This is a genomic window from Barnesiella sp. An55, assembly GCF_002161555.1.
Taxonomy (GTDB): domain Bacteria; phylum Bacteroidota; class Bacteroidia; order Bacteroidales; family Barnesiellaceae; genus Barnesiella; species Barnesiella merdipullorum.
In genome coordinates, this window is the sequence record NZ_NFHZ01000016.1 from 20,506 (window position 1) to 41,255 (window position 20,750).

The 20,750-nt window shown below is 50.2% G+C and carries 16 protein-coding genes; 5 read left to right on the forward strand and 11 right to left on the reverse strand.

Going from position 1 to position 20,750, the window contains the following annotated elements:
• Positions 1-142 precede the first annotated feature (142 nt).
• Positions 143-1,348, reverse strand: a complete 1,206-nt coding sequence (locus B5G10_RS10215; protein WP_087424630.1) for an L-serine ammonia-lyase — start codon at positions 1,346-1,348, stop codon at positions 143-145.
• Positions 1,349-1,678: 330 nt separating this feature from the next.
• Between B5G10_RS10215 and B5G10_RS10220 the strand changes: the two genes are divergently transcribed.
• The 5 genes from B5G10_RS10220 (at position 1,679) to rplI (ending at position 4,691) form a co-directional block, all read left to right on the forward strand.
• Complete coding sequence (locus B5G10_RS10220) at positions 1,679-2,107, forward strand: Hsp20/alpha crystallin family protein (protein ID WP_087424631.1); 429 nt, start codon at positions 1,679-1,681, stop codon at positions 2,105-2,107.
• A 194-nt stretch (positions 2,108-2,301) separates the two neighbouring features.
• On the forward strand, positions 2,302-3,453 hold the full coding sequence (gene araJ, locus B5G10_RS10225) for an MFS transporter AraJ (RefSeq protein ID WP_087424632.1): 1,152 nt from the start codon (positions 2,302-2,304) through the stop codon (positions 3,451-3,453).
• 135 nt (positions 3,454-3,588) lie between these two features.
• Positions 3,589-3,951, forward strand: coding sequence for a 30S ribosomal protein S6 (gene rpsF / locus B5G10_RS10230; RefSeq protein WP_087424633.1), 363 nt, complete (start codon positions 3,589-3,591; stop codon positions 3,949-3,951).
• Between the two features lie 3 nt (positions 3,952-3,954).
• Entirely contained in the window at positions 3,955-4,224 is a 270-nt protein-coding gene (rpsR, locus tag B5G10_RS10235; RefSeq protein ID WP_087407284.1) for a 30S ribosomal protein S18, read from the forward strand.
• A 23-nt stretch (positions 4,225-4,247) separates the two neighbouring features.
• Positions 4,248-4,691: a 50S ribosomal protein L9 gene (gene rplI / locus B5G10_RS10240; protein WP_087424634.1), complete on the forward strand. Its 444-nt coding sequence runs from the start codon at positions 4,248-4,250 to the stop codon at positions 4,689-4,691.
• Positions 4,692-4,808: 117 nt separating this feature from the next.
• On the opposite strand, the gene B5G10_RS10245 is transcribed toward rplI, so the two are convergent.
• From B5G10_RS10245 to B5G10_RS10290, 10 genes are all read right to left on the reverse strand, one after another.
• Positions 4,809-5,978, reverse strand: coding sequence for a TlpA disulfide reductase family protein (locus B5G10_RS10245; protein WP_158098811.1), 1,170 nt, complete (start codon positions 5,976-5,978; stop codon positions 4,809-4,811).
• A 168-nt stretch (positions 5,979-6,146) separates the two neighbouring features.
• Positions 6,147-8,000: a sialate O-acetylesterase gene (locus B5G10_RS10250; RefSeq protein WP_241147750.1), complete on the reverse strand. Its 1,854-nt coding sequence runs from the start codon at positions 7,998-8,000 to the stop codon at positions 6,147-6,149.
• Between the two features lie 80 nt (positions 8,001-8,080).
• The gene (locus B5G10_RS10255; protein WP_087424637.1) at positions 8,081-10,741 is read right to left on the reverse strand and encodes an alpha-L-rhamnosidase; all 2,661 of its coding nucleotides are present in this window, start codon (positions 10,739-10,741) and stop codon (positions 8,081-8,083) included.
• Between the two features lie 13 nt (positions 10,742-10,754).
• Positions 10,755-12,170 (reverse strand): MFS transporter, encoded by a 1,416-nt coding sequence (locus B5G10_RS10260; RefSeq protein ID WP_087424638.1) that lies wholly within the window; start codon positions 12,168-12,170, stop codon positions 10,755-10,757.
• A 9-nt stretch (positions 12,171-12,179) separates the two neighbouring features.
• Positions 12,180-13,343: a glycosidase gene (locus B5G10_RS10265; RefSeq protein ID WP_087424639.1), complete on the reverse strand. Its 1,164-nt coding sequence runs from the start codon at positions 13,341-13,343 to the stop codon at positions 12,180-12,182.
• Positions 13,344-13,382: 39 nt separating this feature from the next.
• A complete protein-coding gene (locus tag B5G10_RS10270) occupies positions 13,383-14,744 on the reverse strand; it encodes a glycoside hydrolase family 140 protein (protein ID WP_087424640.1) in 1,362 nt (453 codons plus the stop codon).
• 5 nt (positions 14,745-14,749) lie between these two features.
• The gene (locus tag B5G10_RS10275) at positions 14,750-15,775 is read right to left on the reverse strand and encodes a glycoside hydrolase family 5 protein (protein WP_087424641.1); all 1,026 of its coding nucleotides are present in this window, start codon (positions 15,773-15,775) and stop codon (positions 14,750-14,752) included.
• Between the two features lie 15 nt (positions 15,776-15,790).
• On the reverse strand, positions 15,791-18,328 hold the full coding sequence (locus B5G10_RS10280; RefSeq protein ID WP_087424642.1) for a glycoside hydrolase family 2 TIM barrel-domain containing protein: 2,538 nt from the start codon (positions 18,326-18,328) through the stop codon (positions 15,791-15,793).
• 49 nt (positions 18,329-18,377) lie between these two features.
• Positions 18,378-19,469, reverse strand: coding sequence for a glycoside hydrolase family 5 protein (locus B5G10_RS10285; RefSeq protein WP_241147752.1), 1,092 nt, complete (start codon positions 19,467-19,469; stop codon positions 18,378-18,380).
• Positions 19,470-19,553: 84 nt separating this feature from the next.
• Positions 19,554-20,744, reverse strand: coding sequence for a glycan-binding surface protein (locus B5G10_RS10290; protein WP_087424643.1), 1,191 nt, complete (start codon positions 20,742-20,744; stop codon positions 19,554-19,556).
• Between the last annotated feature and the right edge of the window lie 6 nt (positions 20,745-20,750).

A 20,750-nucleotide genomic window follows, 5' to 3' on the forward strand; every position in this document is an offset into this window, starting at 1 on the left:
TAATCATTGCTTAAACAACTACAAAGGTAACACAACTATACAACAAAAACAAATTTAGCCTCCTTTTTGCTCATCCTTGGCAAAAAAGAGGCTACTATTTTATAACGAAAGCCATCGCCCCTGCGGTGAGATCGTTCCCCCACTACATCTGCTCGTAATCTTTGGCCAGACCTCCTTCACCGGTCTCTTTGTAGAGCGACGGCAGGTCGTGCCCGGTCTGCTTCATCACGGCCACTACCTTGTCGAAAGAGACCCGATGGTTGCCATCGGTAAAAGCCGAATAGATGTTGGCATCGAGAGCGCGGGCCGCGGCATAGGCATTCCGCTCGATACAGGGTATCTGCACAAGCCCACACACCGGGTCGCAAGTCATGCCCAGGTGATGCTCGAGCCCCATCTCGGCAGCATACTCAATCTGTGCAGGGCTACCGCCAAAGAGCTGACTCGCAGCGGCCGATGCCATGGCACATGCCACACCTACCTCGCCCTGGCATCCCACCTCGGCACCCGAGATCGAGGCATTCTGTTTCACAATATTTCCCACCAGACCGGCAGTAGCCAGCGCCCGCAGGATGCGCATATCGCTGAAGTCGCGGCTCTTTTGCAAGTGATACAACACGGCAGGCACTACCCCGCACGAGCCACAGGTAGGAGCCGTCACAATGCGCCCACCCGAGGCGTTCTCCTCGCTCACGGCCAGGGCATAGGCAAAAACCAGTCCCCGGCTCTTCAAACTGTCTTTATACCCCTTGGCCTTGATATAATACGACGAGGCTTTCCGCCGCAGATTCAACGGGCCGGGCAACACACCCTCCTGGTCGAGTCCCCGGTCGATAGCTTGACGCATGACCGTCCACACCTCGCCGAGATAGTTCCAAATATCGCCGTCTTCGCACTCCTGCACATACTCCCAATAGCTGCGCCCCGTGCGTTCACACCAGTTAAGAATCTCGGTCATGTGGTTCATGGCATACAGTTCGGGCGACTCGTCGAGTTCCTTGCCCTCCTCGGCCAGGGCACCACCGCCAATACTGAACACCGTCCATTCGTCGGTCACCTCGCCCTGGCTGTTCTTCGAGCGGAAGGTCATGCCATTGGGATGGAATGGTAAGAAAACCGTAGGTTTCCACACAATCTCGACCGGAGCCTGTGGCCGCAGCGTGTCGAGTATAGCCACATCGGTCAAGTGACCACGACCCGTAGCCGCCAGACTACCATATAGCGTCACCTCAAATGCAGCGGCATCGCGGTGACGTTCCAAAAACATTTCCGAGGCCTTGCGCGGCCCCATCGTATGGCTGCTCGAAGGGCCATACCCTATGCGATATATCTCTCGTATGGTTTTCATCTCACCTATTTTATATATAATCACACAAAGATACGACAAACCCCAGGTCGAAACAACAGGAAAATCGAGTTTCCGAGTTAAACTATGCCAACCCAGCAGAGCCTTGTCAACACCAGACGGCATGCCTATACAGAGTGCGGCAAATGACAAATAGACCACTTCGGCGCAAGTTTGTCCACTTCGGCGCACTCCTGTCACGCTGCATGGGATAAAACAAGAGTCAAATGGCATTGGCACACCGTTTGCAAGTAGATAGGTGATTTCGGTAATCGAAAGAGAGCCGAAGCCAAAAACAGATAATAAACAACTTAAAGATAGGAGATTATAATTATGGTACCCATGAGAAAAAACCAAGGTTGGTTGCCCGACATTTTCAATGATTTCTTTGATAACGAATGGATGGAAAGAGCCAACGCTACAGCACCTGCTATCAACGTGATCGAACATGAAAACGACTACTGCGTAGAAGTGGCTGCTCCGGGTATGACGAAAGATGATTTCCAGGTTCACGTCGATGAGAACGACAACCTCGTAATCACGATGGAAAAGAAATCTGAGAACAAAGACGAGAAGAAAAAAGAGCACTATCTGCGTCGCGAATTCTCTTACTCGAAATTCCAACAGACCATGATATTGCCCGACGATGTCGATAAAAACAAAATTTCGGCTCATGTCGAACATGGCGTTTTGTCGGTCGAACTTCCCAAATTGCCTGTTGAAAATAACGTCGGTACAAGAAAATCGATCGAAGTTAAGTAAACGATTTCGGGAGCAATCCCAGCGAGGCCACTGCCCACAAAAAGGCAGCGGCCTTTTTTTATGCCCGATTATCCAAAAAAACAGGCCGCATGGCTTGTATAAACCATTCTATTTTGCGTCCTTTGCACCCGGTTTTCCAGGGAGGGCCTGCAATGGGGCACCTCCCTGTGTTCAATAGGTTATTAAGGTATCGTATGAAAAAGAGTCTTATTGCACTGGCATTCGGCACACTGGGACTTGGCATTGCCGAATTTGTCATGATGGCTATCCTCCCCTATATAGCCACCGATCTACACATCAGTATTCCTACAGCCGGACACATGATTTCGGCCTATGCTCTGGGCGTATGTGCCGGAGCGCCACTACTTACGCTGGCTCGCCACCGCCCCTTGAAGAATATCCTGTTGGGACTGGCTACCATCATGATGGTGGGTAACCTCTTTGCCGCGGTGGCGCCCAACTACTGGACCATGCTGGTAGCCCGCTTCATCTCGGGGCTTCCCCATGGGGCCTACTTCGGGGTATCGTCGATTGTGGCCGAGAAGTTGGCCGACAAGGGAAAGGGCTCTGAAGCCGTCTCGATTATGATTGCCGGCATGACCATCGCCAACCTCTTCGGGGTACCGCTGGGCACCTCGCTCAGTACCCTGCTTTCGTGGCGACTCACCTTCCTGCTGGTAGGCGCATGGAGCCTGATTGTACTCTATTTCATTTGGAAATGGGTACCCCAGGTCGAGGGAATTCCCGACAACGGGTTCAAAAGTCAGTTCCGATTCTTAAAAAGCAAAGCCCCCTGGCTGATACTGGGAGCTACGCTGCTGGGGAATGGAGGTGTATTTTGCTGGTACAGTTATATCAATCCCCTGCTCACCCAAGTATCGGGCTTCTCGGCCGAAAGCATCACCCTGTTGATGGTACTAGCGGGGTTCGGCATGGTAGTAGGCAATCTGCTGGGAGGCCGCCTCTCCGACCGCTACACCCCCGGACGTGTGGCTGCTACTACCCAATTGATACTCTTCGTGGCACTGCTCGCCATCTTTTTTGTCGCCCAAGTGGGCTGGCTCACCGTGGTGCTTATGTGCCTCTGCACGGCCGGACTTTTTGCCGTATCGAGCCCCCAACAAATCTCGATTATCCACTTTGCCAAGGGTGGTGAACTGCTGGGTGCCGCCTGCGTGCAGGTAGCCTTCAACCTGGGCAACGCCATAGGCGCCTACCTCGGAGGTCTGCCCCTCGAAGCCGGACTCGGCTACCGTTACCCCGCCCTCATTGGAGCACCGTTGGCACTCGTAGGCTTCATATTGCTTACCATCTTCTATAAAAAATATGAGCCTCAAAGAGCTTAACGAAGAGCTACCGGTCAAAAAGAGTACCCGCAAAAGCATAAAAAAGAGGCAAAAGGTTGTATAATTGCAAGATAATACCTACCTTTGCCCCGCAAATTAAAAAAACTATTAACCAATACGTTAAACTAAACGAGTATGAACCATTACGAAACCGTTTTCATTTTAACTCCCGTTTTGTCTGATGTACAGATGAAGGAAGCGGTAGAAAAATTCAAAACGATTCTCACCGAGCAAGGTGCCGTAATCGTGAATGAAGAGAACTGGGGATTGCGCAAACTGGCCTATCCTATTCAAAAGAAAACCACCGGTTTTTACAACCTGCTGGAATTTGACGCCGACCCTTCTGTCATCGCCAAATTGGAAGTTCAATTCCGTCGTGACGAACGTGTAATCCGTTTCTTGACGTTCAGAATGGACAAATTTGCTGCCGAATACGCTGCAAAGAGAAGAAGTGTTAAATCGTCTAACAAAGAACAAGTAGAAGTAAAGGAGAACTAAAAAATGGCACAAGCACAATCCGAAATCAGATATTTGACCCCCCCGTCGGTTGACATCAAAAAGAAAAAATACTGCCGTTTCAAGAAAAACGGTATCAAGTATATCGACTACAAAGACCCCGAATTCCTGAAAAAATTCTTGAACGAACAAGGCAAAATCCTGCCTCGTCGCATCACGGGAACTTCGTTGAAATTTCAACGTCGTATTGCACAAGCTGTGAAAAGAGCCCGTCACCTGGCGCTGCTCCCTTATGTAACTGATTTGATGAAATAATTAAACGAAGGAGGAATTTTAGCATGCAAGTAATATTGAAAGAAGACGTCGCCAACCTCGGTTACAAAGACGATGTCGTTACAGTAAAAAGCGGATACGGTCGTAACTACCTCATCCCGCAAGGGAAAGCAGTGATCGCTTCGCCCATGGCTCTGAAAATGCGTGAAGAGGATCTGAAACAACGTGCTCACAAACTCGAGAAAATCAAAGCCGACGCTCAGGCTCTGGCCGCTGCTCTCGAAGGTGTTTCGCTCACCATCGGTGCAAAAACCAGCTCGACCGGTACAATCTTCGGTTCGGTTAACAATATCCAAATTGCCGAAGCTCTCGAGAAACTGGGTCACACCGTAGATCGCAAACAAATCATTATCAAAGACCCTGTAAAAGAAGTGGGCCACTACAAAGCTACTATCAAACTCCACAAAGAGGTTAGCGTAGAAATCCCCTTCGAAGTCGTTGCTGAATAATCGACGAATCTATGATACGAAAAAGCGCTCGATGTTATCGAGCGCTTTTTTATTTTTATGTCAATACTTCATTTCTGATTATCCATTTGCCCCGCAGGCAAAAAAACAAAACCACAATTACATCAGACTGTCGGGCTTGACCTCCACCCGGTTGACCGTATCCCTGCGCATGCGGTAAGGCAACAACTCTTTCAGCCGGCTCTCCAATTGTTCCACCGTCAAGTTGCGGGCATGCATGGTCCCATCGGGGTTGATAAGTATAAAACCGGGGACTGCCGCCAAGGCATAACGCGACTCCACCTCATCAGGATCGGCAGCGATACACTGGTGTGCCGGCAACTTCAACGCCTGTACCTGCTCGCGCCACAAATTGGCATCGCTATCGAGCGATATCGACAGGAAAGTCGCTCCCCGGTATCCATACTCGCGATACAGCTCGCCCATCTTGACCATCGCCCTACACGAGGGAGCGCTACTCGATTGCCAGAACCCCACAACCACATAGCGGGCATAGCCCACATACCCCGACAATGCGGTATTCCGCCCCCACATATCGACAAGCTGCACATCGGCATAAGGGCTGCCCGGTTCAATCTTGTCGGCACTGCGCAGCCGCTGGGCGATATCGGTCAGCACCTGAGCATTCTTATTCCGTCCACCCAACTCCGACATCAACTGTTCCAGTTGCACTTCGCTGAACCGGCTCTGCATCGACTCGAGCAACCAAAGTGCGGCCGGCGAGTTACGATTCTTGCGAATGAACCGATAGGCCCGATCCACCTCCTCGGCGTCGTACCGTCCATATTGTCTATACATCGAAGACTCGAGATCGGCGTTCATCTGGCTATCGGCCACCAGCTTGAGATACCGGTCGTGCAACGAGCGACGCAACGAGTCGAGACGATGCGTCTCCACCTTATAGGTTTCGAAAGCCATATTCTGTTCGGTACCTGTAACAGTCGAAAACAGCGTGTCGAGCGTAGCCTCGATCAAACCATTTTCCAAAACAAAAAGTACCGGCACAGCCAACGAGTCGAGCGAACGGTTAAAACGCAGATAAGCCATGATAGGCACCTCCTGCTCTCCCCGAAAGGAGAAATGCCCCCCATCGACAATGGCACTGTCGAGGTTGACCAATTCATCGCCATTGCTATGGGAAAGATAGACAATATTCCCATCGGCATTGACATTATTCACATGACCATCGATCACATACGAAGTGTCAGCACTGCGCTGACAACCGGCCAACAGCATCAATGGCAATATCCAGTAACAGACTTTGTTCATACACATTTGGTTTCTGAAGAACAAAGATACAGAAGTTTCTATTCATTTTCCCCACAATGCCCCCGATTATCTATTTTTCTGTGCTCAATAGTATATCATCATATTCCAAGACAAAGAGAGAGCTCCCGATTTTACGGAAGCTCTCTCATCCCCTTTAATCCAAATTCTCTATTCTATTTCTATCTCGAAAGGGGTTGCCGGTAACCCGGCCGAATTGTACAGATTGGCATCATCGGGATTATCACCCCAAGCATAGCGCACCGATACGGGAGTCGAGATATCGGGGCATGAGAGAACAACCCTGTTTTTACCGACAACCTTGGCCTGTACCCATTTGTACACGCCATCGCTCCCGGCCACGGCAAAACTCATCAAATAGCCATACTTGTTTTTTACCATCAGTCCCTCGGCAACATGTGCAAACTGTACGATTACTTTATCTCCTACTCGGTGAGCAGTATCTGCGAAAGGGCTTTCACAAACCACATCACTGAAGCCATAGTCCTTATGCAAGGCATGTCGGGCAAGACGGAGGCCCACATCCTGCTTGTTTTTGGGATGGATATCGTTGGCTTCGCCTATATCGATAATTACAGCCTGACCGGTATGAGGCAACGAAAGCGCCTGAGTCTGAGCAGCACGCACCTGAGCCCACAGACTTTCACCCGGCTCGGCTACCGGCTCCATGTAATTGGCCAACTGAACCCAATAAAATGGGAATTCCTTTCCCCACTTTTCCCGCCAATCGTTAATCAACGCCGGGAAAAGATCGAAATATTCGGATGCTCGATTGGTATTATTTTCACCCTGATACCAAATAACACCTCGCATACTCAAGCCTGTCAATGCATTTACCATGGCGTTGTAAAGCAACGAAGGATAGGCATTTGGGCCATACTCGACAAAGTCGAAATCGCTACTGGACGCCGATACTTTATACCGCCAAGTTCCAGACAAAGGCCAGGTTTTATCACCTATCTTCAAGTAAATCTCATGGGCCGGGCCATAGAGACCTCCCCCGCCTCGATAATCAGATATTTTAAGCGTTATCTCATTATGCTCTTTCAACACCCCGGCAGGCACGTGGTATAACCGACGCACATCATAACCGGCAGTCTCTCCCACTCTCTGACCATTAATCCAGGTAATATCATCGTCGTCAATAACATGCAGGCTCAAGATTGCCTCTTTGCCCACATACTCCTCGGGCAACTCCAGAGTACAGGTTTGCCACACTACACCATCGATAGCAACAAGGTCGTCGTTGCTCCAGAGGCCCGGCACAACCAGTTCTTTCCAATCATCCTTGGGGTATGAAGTGCTGTACCATTGCTCTGCCATGCCCGGTTCCTCTTTCATCGACTCGACAAATTTTGCCCGGTTCTCATCGCTACGCTGCACATACTCCTCGAACCGGGGCGAACGCATGCGCTCTTGTAACCGTTTGTATTTGGGAAATTGCTCGATAGCTTCCATACTCATCCAACTCTCAATATCGGTTCCTCCCCAAGAGGTATTGATGAAACCTATGGGAACTCCAAGCCGTCGATACAACTCTCGAGCGAAGAAATAACCTACGGCCGAGAAGTCACCGGCAGTCGCCGATGTACAACATTGCCATTCTCCCTCTACATCGTTGAGTGGAACATGCGACATGACTTGCCCGACATGAAACGAACGCAACCCGGGATAATTGTCGGCATCGGCAATCTCCTTGGCCGAATTCATGGCCGACGACAACCGAAACTCCATATTGGATTGTCCGCTGCATATCCATACCTCGCCCAACAAGACATCGACAAACGAGAGTGTATCGCTCTTTCCACTTACCGTCAACGTGTATGGTCCTCCGGCCTCCATTGGCGGCAAAACAACTTTCCATTGTCCCGAAGCATTGGCCAACCCTCTTTTCTTCACGCCATTCAGTTCAACCGTAATCTGCTCTTTGGGAGCCGACTTACCCCACAAAGCGATTTCGGCATCGCGCTGCAAAACCATGTGATCGGCAAATATATGAGGCATGGAGATTGCACCAAGATTCATCGGCAACAATCCACACCCCAGCATTGCGACTAAGATTACAAGATATTTCTTCATCTGATTTATTGAGCCTTTGATTTTAACATAAGCCGATGAGAACCGGACGAAAAGGTAGTTTCAGTCCCCTCATACACCATATTATCACCCAACGGCAAAAAGGTTGCCGTGGTTCCTTGGGGTAACTCGAATTTATAATCAATGTTCCCCTGCTTGTCGCGATGCCAAGAGACTGCAATACGCCCATAGGGCGATTCATGCTCCACCTCGAGGCTGTCCAAATCGTCGGGGAAATAGGGACGCAACAATACATGACCGAAAGCGGGACGAGACTCGTCGATATGCAAACCGCCCAAGGTCTTGTATAGCCAAGCGCCTATTTCACCAAACATAATATGGTTCAAAGAGTTATCCACAACGACATCGATACGCCAGTTTTCGTGCAGGGTAGTTGCTCCGTTTTTAATCCAATATCCCCACGACGGATAAGTCTGCTGGGTAGCCACCCGATAAGCCGTCTCGGGATAGCCGTTGTCCGACAAGGCCCCAAGTAATGCCTTGCTTCCAAGCAAACCGACATCAAGGTGGCACGAATCGGCTATTACCCGACGGTTAAGTTGCTCGGCTACCCGGGCCCGATGCTCCTCTGGAACAATGCCCCAGTACAATGGCATAGCCAATTCGGTTTGAGTTCCCGAAGCATAAATGCCCCGTTCCTTATCGAGATAACGATTATTGATTGCCTCTTTTATCTGGCTGGCCAAATCGCCATAAAGAGCCGCATCGCAAGTGTAGCCCAACAGCGCGGCCGTTTTGGCCAGAATATCGACATCAACATAATAATAGATTGAGGTGGTCAATGTCACATCGCTTTTGCTATGCACCGGAATCCAGTCGCCAAGCCCCCAATCGGTTAGATTGTCGGGGGCTATGGAGCGGATATAATCGACATACTTCACAACCGATGGATACATGCGACGTAGAAGAGTCGTATCGCCATAGAAACGATAAATCTCCCACGGTATAATGATGGCGGCACTGGTCCAGTCCACACCATTGGCCCAGTCGAATCCCCAGACCGAGGTGGGCACAATGCAGGGATATACCCCGTCGCTACGTTGACTGTCGATAAAATCGGCCAGCCATTTTTCATAAACGGTAATAGCATCGAAATTGTAGAGTGCCGTCTCTATGGCAATGTGGGCATCGCCCGTCCATCCGTTTTTCTCGCGCTGGGGACAATCGGTAGGATAACCAAAAAGATTGGCCAGATATGAGTTATTGGTCGCCTGCCATATCTTGTTCAGCAGATCGGAAGAGGAAACGAAACGCCCCACCTCGGGCACATCGCTGTGCATCTTCAGAGCCACTACACTGTTGGCATCGAGAGCCACGGGCTCAGACGAAGTGACCTCGACATATTGAAAGCCCTTGTAATTGAACTTGGGGGTAAAGCAGGTACGCCCCTCCTTCAAAATCACGACATCGGTTTGAAACGGATCGCTATTGTCGGTTGGCCGATAGTGATAATCGATATTGGCCTGGTTCACTGTGCCATCGGCATTGAGCATCTCGCCATGTTTCAGTCTCACGACAGTACCGGCTTTGCCAACAACCGAAAGCTCCACGGTACCTGCCATGTTCTCGGGGAAATGATATACATAACAAGTATCGTTTATGGCCTCAAACCGCGAAGCTTTATAACGGGCTACAATACGCACCGGCACCGTCATCTGTGCCTCTATGCGCGAAGTAGGTGCCGGCACGACCACAACATTCGCCCATGACGACACGTCGCAACCCGGTCGATTCCAATCGGCAATCTCGCGCCGCGCATCATAATGCTCGGCCGTATAAATGCTATTGAATATTACCGGGCTGTCGGTCGTCAACCAAGATTTGTCGGTAACCAAGGTATCGACCCTACCGTCGGTATATTCAATACGTACTTGAGCCGTAAACGATGGTCTATTGCGCCAAGCGGCCTGATCGAAAAACCAAACGGCCGTTGATTGATGGTTATACCATCCGTTCCCCAATTGCACCCCAATTACATTCTCGCCTTGTGTCAAGGCCGGGGTTATATCATACATCACCGACAATATCCGCTTGTCGAAATGAGTAAACATGGGATCCAGAAAATGATCTCCCTGGCGTTCACCATTGATTGACAGTTCGTACAAACCGGCTGCGGCAACAATGGCATAAGCCTGCTTCACATCGCCATTTACCTCAAAACTCTTCCGATAATAAGGCGACGGACGATAGTCCTTATCTCGGCCATCGCTAATCCAGCAGGAGCGCTTCCAGTCATCGGGCGAGACGATTCCCATGGTAAACGATGTGATGGGAGAATAAACGTACTTATCACGGCCCGCAATTCGATAACCCACTTTCCAGTAATACTTCGTCCACGGTTGCAGGTTATTGCCGGCATAAGTGATACGGCGAGTATCGCCCGGCAAGTCATTGCTTTTCCAACACGATGCTGCACCGTTGGCCAATGCAACGCTGTCGGCAGCTACCCACACCCTACAAGCCGCAATCGAATCATCGCCGACAAAAGGAATCTTCCACGACAACCGAGGCGCAAGAGTCTCTACACCCAACGGCTCGGTCAGATATTCGCAATGCAACGCATAGGGCAACTGTTGTTGCGACTGGCAGGCCAGCAAAATACCCCCCGACAAGAGGGCCAATCCGTAACTGTATATTCTGGTTAGCATGGTTCAATTGGTATTATGCATTTTGTTCTGCGACTACTTTACGACGATTTTCCAATTCGGTCGAAATTTGTGTCAGTCGCTTTTCATTCAAGGGATAGCGCGAGATGAAGAGTGCCGATATGGCCGTAGCGATAGCCGGGAAAATGCTCATCATCAAGCAAATGCCGGTCAATGCCGCCTCAGACTGCATGAGGTTGGCCTTGAATCCGAAGTAAGACAATAGCCACCCGGTCAAAGAGCCGCCCAAAGTCCAGCCCAATTTCTGCGACATCGACGACGACGAGAAGATAAGGCCCGTAGCCCGGCGCCCGGTCTTCCACTCCGAGTAGTCCGATATATCGGCATACATCGACCACAACAGCGGAGAAACAATGCCGGCACAAATGCTGATGACAACTTGCAAAGCCAACATACCATAGACCCCGTCCTCAGGCAAGAAATAGAAAATGATACTAAAGAGTGTGGCCCCCACTGTCGCCAACAAGAAGGTGTATTTCTTGCCCAACAGCCGGGTGAGTGCAGGTACCAACATGATGCCCAATATATTGGCAGCCTGACCCAAAACCAGGTAAATGGTAATCAATGTAATCGAAGCATTCATGAATGTGAACGTAAAGGCATCGGGTGCCTCGACATAATACTTGAAATAATAGATTGCCGATCCATCGCGCAACGAATTGAACCCGATGACCATGATGCCGGCTACCAACAATATCCACCAGGGCTTGTTGACAGCCAAATCCTTTACATCGTTCTTGAGCGAGCTTTTCTCTTCTTTAATAGGTTTTACCCGTTCCCGTGTCCACGAAAAGGTAAGGAAAAACATGATAACTGCCAATATCGCAAAGACAACGGCAGCCATCTGCCAACCGAAAGCCTGCGACGGGACTCCATCGACCAGCTTCATCTTGCTGAATATATCGACCAGCGGCTCTATCAAAAAGAGCGACAAAATGCTACCGCCAAAAGCAAAGGTCATTCGATAGGACGACAATGAAGTGCGCGTTTGAGGATCGGACGACATGACTCCCAGCAACGATGCATATGGCACATTGACAAACGAATAGACCATCATCATGAGCGTGTAGGTGATATAGGCATAGACAATCTTCGAAATCTCAGACTCTCCACCCCATGCCGAAAACGTGAGTACTCCACACAATCCAAACGGTATCGCTCCCCAAAGCAAATAGGGACGGAATTTACCAAACCGGGAATAGGTGCGGTCGCCCAAGATGCCGATAAAGGGATCGAGAAAGGTATCCCATATCCGGGTAATCAGAATCATCGTCCCCACTACCGCAGCCGAGATTCCTACCACATCGGTATAAAAGAACAACAGATACATGGTGAACAACTTCCAAAACATCGACGAAGCGGCATCACCCAAACCATATCCTATCTTTTCTCTTAATTTTACCTGTTCCATGGTATTATACTACTTCATAATTTTTTTATTGTGATCTACCATTGCGATAATGGTTCGAACCGATTCTATCGAGCGCAAACCGTCGGCCGGTGTATGCAGGCAGTAATCGACCAACCTATCTACGGTCGATTCGGCTACATGCATGCGGGTATCGGACGAAGCATAATAAATATATACCTTGCCATCCTCATCGGCAATCCAGCCATTGGAGAAAAGCACATTCGACACATCGCCCACTCGCTCCTCATCAACAGGCGCCATGAAGTAACCGGCAGGCTCGGCAATAACCCGGGTGGGATCTTCCAGCGCAGTCATATACAAGTAGAGCACATAGCGCAACCCGGCGGCACAACAGCGCACCCCGTGAGCCAAATGCAGCCAACCTTGCTCGGTTTTGATGGGATGCGGGCCTTCGCCATTTTTCACCTCCTTGATAGTATGATACTCCCGTTTATTGATGATAACCTCATCTCGCACCTCGGCATGACAGATATCATCGACCAGGGCCCACCCTATACCGCCACCGTTACCGGCATCGATGAATCCGTCTTGCGGCCGGGTGTAAAGAGCATATTTTCCATTGACAAACTCGGGATGCAAAACCACATTCCGCTGCTGGCTACGGGTTTTCAAATCGGGCAGCCGCTCCCAGGTTTTCAAATCCTTCGTACGAGCTATCCCAGCCGAGGCTACAGCTGCCGACAGATCGCCGGGCCGAGCATTAGGATCTTTGCGCTCGGCACAAAAGATACCATAAATCCAACCATCCTCGTGTGCCGTAAGTCGCATATCATACATGTTTGTGTCTGGGATCTCGGTCTCGGGCATCAGAACAGGATAATCCCAAAAGCGAAAGCCATCCACGGGACTGTCACTTTCGGCCACGGCAAAAAACGACTTGCGGTCATCACCCTCAACCCGCACAACCAGGTAATATTTTCCATTCAACTTAATCGCACCCGAGTTCATCGTTGCATTAATGCCGATACGCTCCTCCATATACGGATTGGTACTCTTGTCGAAATCATACCTCCAAATCAACGGTGTATGCTCGGCCGTCAACACAGGATATTTGTAACGAACATAAACCCCGTTGTTTTTATCGCTCTTTTCGTTTTTTCTTGCAAGAAGAGCCTCGTGCTCTTTCTTCAAGTTTTCCAACACTTGTAACATATTATAATATCTTTAAGAATTAATCTTGTTGAATCTCTCTTATTGGGGACGGGCTATCAGCACCCAATCGTCTCCTCTCCCTTGTGTCGGTGGAGTCACCTCGGCAGACTCATCCCCCCGAATATTCTTATAAAAATCTGTCTTGCCTGTGCGTGGGTCGAACCACTCCAGTCGCACTGTCTTTCCCCGTGCCCAGGCCGGCCAGGCTACCGTCAGGCTATGGCCAAAAGGCATATACACCAAAGCATAATCGGCACCACTGTAAGCCACGGCATAGTCGGCATCGATCTGCTCGGGGGCTATAATCAGCTCCTGACAAGGTGCTCCGTGAAAAAAATCGAACCTCTCGATCAATCTTCTGAAGTGAATCACCTCACAGGCTCCCGGCAAATCGAGACATTCGGTCCACGACCGTTGGGCTTCAATCATAGGCTCATACTCGGCCGTGTACATTTGCCACACTTCGTTGCAACCATAGGTATAACCACAGGCTCCGCTAAACATACTCTGATAAAGACTTGCCCGTACATCGGCATCGTCGAACCGTCCGTTCTGCGACTTGAAATCGACCGGTATATTCTCGTAACGGGGCTCCCCGTCGAGTACCGGTTTCACCGGAAGAAGTTGCCGGTCGGGTAATAACAGGCGCCGATAAATGGCATAGTCGCTTTGCGCATGCCCACTTTGAAACATATTGAAATCGAGCCAGGGTTCCCGGTGAAACCAGAACGACGAAGAGTGTTCGCCCTGCGGATGATAGGTCATCAGATGTCTGTGATCACACTCCTTGATACCTTGTGCCATGGCGTTCCAGATAGAGAAGTTACGGCCACCGCCACTGCGATCGCCTCCGATAATCCAGATCAGATTAGGTACATCGGCATACCGGCGTCCCAACCAGCGGCCATACTCCCGAGCGTTTGTCTCGTCGAAAATCTCGGGCCCCGTACCCCATTGCTTGTCCACCTTGTCGCCCCATGTAGGCAATAACCCCACATAGAGGCCGTTCTCTTCGGCCAAAGCCAATACTCGATCGACCCAGGCAAAATAGTCGGGCGAAGGAGTCAACGGCGAACCGTTTATCAAAGGAGAGGCCAACCCCTTCCTCCCGGTGAGTTCGGCCAAAACAACGGTCTGTATCACCGTAAAGCCTTTGTCGCGACGATTCTCCATGTACCGGGCAACCTCCTGTTCGTTCAACCGGCTAAGCAATTGCCAAGCTGTGTCGCCCAAATAAAGGAAAGGGGTCCCATCGGCATGCTGCAAATAACGACCGTTGGGAGCTACCTGCAAATCGCCGTGCGAAAAATCGACCGACCGACCTGTCCACCCTTCTTCAGCCTGAACCAAGAAGGAGGAGACTCCAATCATTAACCCTATAAACGAGACTCGAAACGTCATACTATCTATCTCTTTGTTGTCTTATACTTACCTACCACCTCCATCTGCGGCCGATCTTTGCCATCGACCGGAGTAATTGCCATAAACTCATCGCGGGGCCACCACGGGCCGGCAGCCCAATAGCAACCGTTTATGCCATTCTTTTGCAGATAAGCGAGAAACTTATCCAGCACTCGATTCCAGCGAGAATCGTTATCGGGAACTCCATACTCGCCTACAATACCCTCAAAGCCGTTTGTCTTGAGCCACTCGACATAGGGACGCACCCGATTTACCCCTCGGTCTATACTGCACGAGTCGGCATCATATCCCCGCTTATAGGCTCCCGAAGCATCGGAGTCGAAATAGACATGGGCCTCGAATGCCAGTTTCCCGACAGGGTCTTTCAAATACTTAAGCGTATCGCTACATTCGAGCCATCGCTCGGCCGAACTCCAATGGTTTCCGCCCACCATAATGCGAGTATCGCGATCTACCTCGCGAATGGAATCAATGCAGAGTTGAGCCATCTCGAACCAGGTTGTACCGGGATCCAAGTCGTGAGGCTCATTCATCAACCCATAGGCATAGATATTGTCAAACGACTTGAACTCCTTTGCCAGGGCTTTCCAGAACGAGGCCAAATGCTGGGGTGTCAGCCCACCGGTACCGATTATCGTCTGCTCGCCATTCATGTAGCGGCGACAATAGTTATGCAAATCGAGCAATACTACCATATCGCGCTCGGCAGCAGCGGCGACAAAAGCCTTCATCTTCTCGAGGTCGTGCTGGTTAAACTCGCCACCCAATTCATACTGCAACCGTTCCCACTTAAAGGGAAAACGTATCAGTTTCAATCCTTTTTCATTCCAATAATCCAAATCAGAGGCCTCGGGATAAGTATAATCGGTATTATACACTCCCGGGAAATTGGAACCAAAATCGGCACAAGCCATATTCACTCCATAGGGCTTGCCTCCAGACTGGGCCAACTTACCGGTGCAGCCACCCAATACCACACCCAACAAACAGGCTAAAACTACTTTTCTCATATACTATCTTGTTTCTTAATCTATATTCCAACCTTTCACAACTACGGGGAAATCGACATTTACCGTTATCCGATGAGACTCTCCGGGGTCGAGCCACAAATAATTCTCCGAAGCCACAAACTCATGGGCATGCCCCGGCGATTCGACATAGACTCCCATGGCCGGTTTATCACCCGTATTGGTGAGGGTCACATACTGCCCCTCCCGCACAAAATCGACCTGGGTGCGAGGCATGGTCATAATTACACCCCGACGTACCTCGTAATTGGTGAAATAGTAATTACGAGCCAGACGTTTCTCTCCCGAAAAGAGATCGACAACGAAGAAAAGCATGGACGACTTGGTTTGCGAACGACTCAAATCGATACTCCCCAGGGGGACTACCGTGCGAGTATCGCCCTGCCCTTTGAATTCCCGCTGTACGACATGTTCCAGACGATCGTTATAAACCGTCACGACCACAGTATATTCGTTGCCGTTCAATCGATTACAATCGTCGAGCAGATATAGGGGTAACGAAACCTCCTGACTCGATAAATTCGTGCGGTCGAACAGCAATACACCGGTCAACGGAGCAAATGACTTCTGCACAAAGTAGTGTATCGGTTTGATAGCGCCATAATAATCGACACTCGACCAGGAGACTCCCGGATAGTTATCGTTGAGCTTATAGTAGAGTGCTCCGGTAGTCGCGGGCCACATGGTGCGAGCTCGCTCCAAGGTATGTCGCACCCCCACTACTTGAGCCAGTTGCGATCCGATGATAAAGTCGGACATGGTCGTATCGGGCATAAAATAGCCCGAATACTGGGCCAGTTTTCCCATTTCGCCCATTGTCCCAAAGATAGGAGTGTGATGGGCGAAATAGCCGTTCGACCGAGGTGGCCAAATGGCTTTCTCCTCGGCCAAATAGCGCTCCACACTCTCGATGTGAGGCAATGAGGCGAGACCAAATTCGCCCCAAAACGATGAGGTCATGTTCAAGTTGTGATTCAAGTGAGCATCGTCCCACCAGCAGTTGTAGTTGTGGTCGCTACCCCCCCAGGCCTCTCCCCGATGAAAGGGACGGGTACCGTCAAGTTCGATGCTTAAACGCCCCATCATGTCTATGGCCGGGCCAAAGGGTTTGTCCGACTCGTTGCCGGCGCCCCACATCACCAGCGAAGGGTGATTGCGGATTCGCTTCATATTTCGTACAACCGTCTCCTGTAACATATCGAAAGGCTGTGTGTTGTGACTGTTCCAGGCTGTGGGCCACTCTTGTATCACCAAGATACCATACTGGTCGCACAAATCGTAAAAGTCGTCGGTCTCGGGCATTCCCCCACCCCATGCCCGCAGCATCTGTATGTGCTGGCTTTTGGCAATACTCAACAGGCGGTCATATTTTTCACGGCTGAAATCCATCAGTGCATCCATCGTACACCAGCCTGTTCCTTTTACAAACATGGGCTGTCCATTGATTACAAAGGTCCAGTCGTAACGATCCTCCCGTTTTCCGCCCGGTAGCGGAGCCATCTCGACGGTACGTATGCCAAACGAGGTCTGTACTGCATCGGACGAGACTCCCCGATTGGGAACAAACGAAATTGCCATATCATACAGGCATTGCTCTCCCCGGTCGTTGGGCCACCAAAGATGGGGATTGTCTATCTTGAAATCGAGTGAAAGCTGCTCGGCCTTCCTCGACGAATTGACTTCATACTCAAAATACTGGGAGGTGCCTTCGAAGTTCCTGGGCGATACCTCGACCTGCAATTTACCCTTCACGGGTGAGGTTACTCTCCTGAGTGTCACCACCAGCCGCATATCACCCGCCAAAGAGCGCGTCGCTACAAACGGAGACTCTATCTCTACGGGTGATTCTTCTATCAATTTCACCGTACGCCAGATTCCCAGCGCCGGAATTTGAGCGTAGTGCCAACCATAAACACAGTTGAACACCACCGTATATTTCCAACTCTCGTTGGCATTAGGAGGCCAATTCCCTAAAAACATCTGGGGAATTGGGTCGAGTTTTACCACAAGGGTATTCTCTTTTTTCAAATATCTTTTTACCGGGAAATCGGGACCTCCAAACATTCCTTCGTGAGAACCCAACTTATGTCCGTTGAGCCATACCGTACAACGATTGGCAACCCCGCCAAACGAAAGAACCGGATTTGCAGGTACCTCATCCAGGGAAAACGTCCGACAGAACCACCAGGTCTTATAACTTTGTTGCTCGGCTATCGAATCGTTCCTCCCGATATAGGGATCGGGAATTATATGATTTGCCGCCAATGCCGTGTGCACACTGCCCGGCACAGTTGCCGCTATGGCATCGGGCCAAGTTGTTCCAAGACGAGACTGCTCGGTCCCCCCTTCGGCCATGAGCCAAACCCCGTCGAGACTCCACTCGTGAGGTTTCAGCACCGAGGCTATGGAATCGACTCGGACCAAAGCTTTACCCGGCAACTCACTCAGCACATAGCTGGCCGAGAAACTCTCCCGATCTATCTCGTCCAGGGATTTCCCGGCATGAGCGGGAAATCCCGACGAAATAGCAATCATCGAGAAAAAGCAACTTGCGACAAATTCTTTTCTTATCATAGTGATTAGGTTAATAGATCTGTACCGTTGTTTTATACTTCAACAAGGTCTCCAACTGGGGACGATCGACCGTATAGTTATCGGTGGGTTGAACCGCCAGTTTATAATCGCCCCACCGAGGACCGGCCGACCAATAAGTACCGTTTACTCCGTTCTCTTGCAAATATTTCAAAGCGGCATCGAGCACATCGAGCCAGCGACCGTCGTCGTCGGGCACACCATACTCACCTACGAATCCTCGCTTGTTGTTCTCCTTGAGCCACTCTACAAACGGTTTCAACCGCATCACACCGGTTTGCACGGTAGCACCATCCTCGTCATACGACTTGACATAGTTGCCCGAGGCATCGGAATCGAAATAGACGTGAGCCTGGAAAATCATGTTGTTGCAGGGATCGACCAAGGTTTTAAGATTGTCGCTCACCTCTTTCCAACGGCTGGCCGAGCTGAATTCGTCGCCACTGATTACCAGCATGGTTTCGGTATCGACCTCACGAATGGCATTGATACAGGCTTGAGCGATATCGACCCAAGGCGTCGTCTTCAGCATGGCATTGGGCTCGTTCATGATATCGTATCCCCAAATACATTTATAGTCCTTAAACTCGGCCGCCAGTTTCTTCCACACGTCGCAGAAGTTATCGACCGTACAACGCGCATTACCGATAATCGCAAACTGATTGTCTTCGGAGTTCACTCCATTGGAATAGATACAATAACGACCGAAGTTGTGCATGTCGAGCAGCACTTTCATGTTCAGATCTTCTGCCGCCTGCACAAATTTTTTCATCTTGGCCAACTCGGTAGCATCGAGTTCACCATTCATGGTGCGCTGTATGCGCTCCCAGCGGAACGGGAAACGAACCATGCGCAAGCCTTTGTTCTTGAAATACTGCAAGTCACTCTCGGTAGGATAGCCATAGTGTGTGCCATCGACTCCGGGATATACGTTACCAAACTCGGCCCCCGACATGTTTACACCGAAATATTCGGTGTGCTCGGTTCCACCGTTTCCTCCGGTTCCACCGGGCTCGTCGCCATTGCTACAAGAGGCCATCAATACAGAGGCAAAAACGAATGTCAGAATCTTTTTAGTCATCATAGATAAATAGTGTGTAGGGTGATTTATCAGGGCTATAAGCCAAGAAGAGAAACCCCTTCCCGGCTTATAACCTAATTAATTATTTCAGTCTATCTTTTTTGCAAAACGGAAGTTGCACATGCTCAAGTCAAAGTCGGTCGCAGCCGTGGGTGAAAAGATGATTTTCCACTCGGTATTGTTGGGCGCGGCATTGCAGGGCGAAGGCAATATCGTACCTTCATTGAACGAGTCGAGATCGAGCCGCATGGTCTGCCAGGCTCCGTAGGTATTCACGGCCAAACCGCTCTCGGCCGGCAACCAAATGTAGTTGCCAAAGAGGATGCGTACGGTCGAACTTAACGGATACTTGGCATTATTGCAAAGTTCGAAACACAAGTTGTATGACGAAGGATCGGCGGCTACCTCGGCTGGAACTTGAATATATCCGGCCCACAAAACCATCCATCCCCAAGCCCCCACATTCCCGTGGAATCGGATGTATTTCATACCTTCGTTGAGGGGTTCGGGATATCCCTCACCTTCGGTCCCGTCGCACAGGAAGTTGGTGGTGCAATCGGGGAACTGGCTCGCATGTGTAAAGGCGCCTGTCCCCGGCCAGTTGTTGAAATCGAATATTTGCGCTCCGCTGTTCATGTAAGGGATTTTCACCGGCTCGGTCATGTTGGCACCCAAAATCGACAACTCGGAGTTGGGCTGCGCATTATTGGGAATTTGCAACATCAGATTGGTGCGGGTTGCATCCAGTACATTGCAGAATGCGTCGCCAATGCGCACATCGGCCTGCTCTACGGTGATGCCATAGAGGTCGAAATTATCGCCCGAAATCATAGTCGTATCGCCAGGATTGGCAAATTCGTTCTGCAGTCCATCGATTTTCAATTGAGGAATAGACACTGTGAAGGGCCTCGATACCGACCCGTTTTTGGTAGTAACGTAAAGCATGTCGGTCACCTCGCCCGGCAACTCCCGGGGAACGGGAGCGATAATCATATCGTAGCGCGAATAGATCTCTTTAGGATCAACCTCAATATCGTTGAACTTTACCGAAACCACATTCCCGAGGTTTTTACCCTCGATACGCACCATGTCTTCAAAATCGGCGCCATCGATTTCAAACTCTTTATCGGTAGCCTTTACAATTCTGATAATTTCGGGAGCTCCCGTAGAGGGAATCTCTTCTTTTTCTTTGAGCTCGTCCACCTCCACGATATCCTGACAGGCCGAGAAGGCAAACAGCGATGCGGCCAAAACCGCTATGTATTTCATATTTTTCATCTTTAT

What these genes read in the sequence shown, in the direction of transcription:
- B5G10_RS10215 (WP_087424630.1), bottom strand. Translation starts at nt 1,348, where the DNA reads ATGAAAACCATACGAGAGATATATCGCATAGGGTATGGCCCTTCGAGC.
- B5G10_RS10220 (WP_087424631.1), top strand. Translation starts at nt 1,679, where the DNA reads ATGGTACCCATGAGAAAAAACCAAGGTTGGTTGCCCGACATTTTCAAT.
- araJ (WP_087424632.1), top strand. Translation starts at nt 2,302, where the DNA reads ATGAAAAAGAGTCTTATTGCACTGGCATTCGGCACACTGGGACTTGGC.
- rpsF (WP_087424633.1), top strand. Translation starts at nt 3,589, where the DNA reads ATGAACCATTACGAAACCGTTTTCATTTTAACTCCCGTTTTGTCTGAT.
- rpsR (WP_087407284.1), top strand. Translation starts at nt 3,955, where the DNA reads ATGGCACAAGCACAATCCGAAATCAGATATTTGACCCCCCCGTCGGTT.
- rplI (WP_087424634.1), top strand. Translation starts at nt 4,248, where the DNA reads ATGCAAGTAATATTGAAAGAAGACGTCGCCAACCTCGGTTACAAAGAC.
- B5G10_RS10245 (WP_158098811.1), bottom strand. Translation starts at nt 5,978, where the DNA reads ATGAACAAAGTCTGTTACTGGATATTGCCATTGATGCTGTTGGCCGGT.
- B5G10_RS10250 (WP_241147750.1), bottom strand. Translation starts at nt 8,000, where the DNA reads ATGCCTCATATATTTGCCGATCACATGGTTTTGCAGCGCGATGCCGAA.
- B5G10_RS10255 (WP_087424637.1), bottom strand. Translation starts at nt 10,741, where the DNA reads ATGCTAACCAGAATATACAGTTACGGATTGGCCCTCTTGTCGGGGGGT.
- B5G10_RS10260 (WP_087424638.1), bottom strand. Translation starts at nt 12,170, where the DNA reads ATGGAACAGGTAAAATTAAGAGAAAAGATAGGATATGGTTTGGGTGAT.
- B5G10_RS10265 (WP_087424639.1), bottom strand. Translation starts at nt 13,343, where the DNA reads ATGTTACAAGTGTTGGAAAACTTGAAGAAAGAGCACGAGGCTCTTCTT.
- B5G10_RS10270 (WP_087424640.1), bottom strand. Translation starts at nt 14,744, where the DNA reads ATGACGTTTCGAGTCTCGTTTATAGGGTTAATGATTGGAGTCTCCTCC.
- B5G10_RS10275 (WP_087424641.1), bottom strand. Translation starts at nt 15,775, where the DNA reads ATGAGAAAAGTAGTTTTAGCCTGTTTGTTGGGTGTGGTATTGGGTGGC.
- B5G10_RS10280 (WP_087424642.1), bottom strand. Translation starts at nt 18,328, where the DNA reads ATGATTGCTATTTCGTCGGGATTTCCCGCTCATGCCGGGAAATCCCTG.
- B5G10_RS10285 (WP_241147752.1), bottom strand. Translation starts at nt 19,469, where the DNA reads ATGATGACTAAAAAGATTCTGACATTCGTTTTTGCCTCTGTATTGATG.
- B5G10_RS10290 (WP_087424643.1), bottom strand. Translation starts at nt 20,744, where the DNA reads ATGAAAAATATGAAATACATAGCGGTTTTGGCCGCATCGCTGTTTGCC.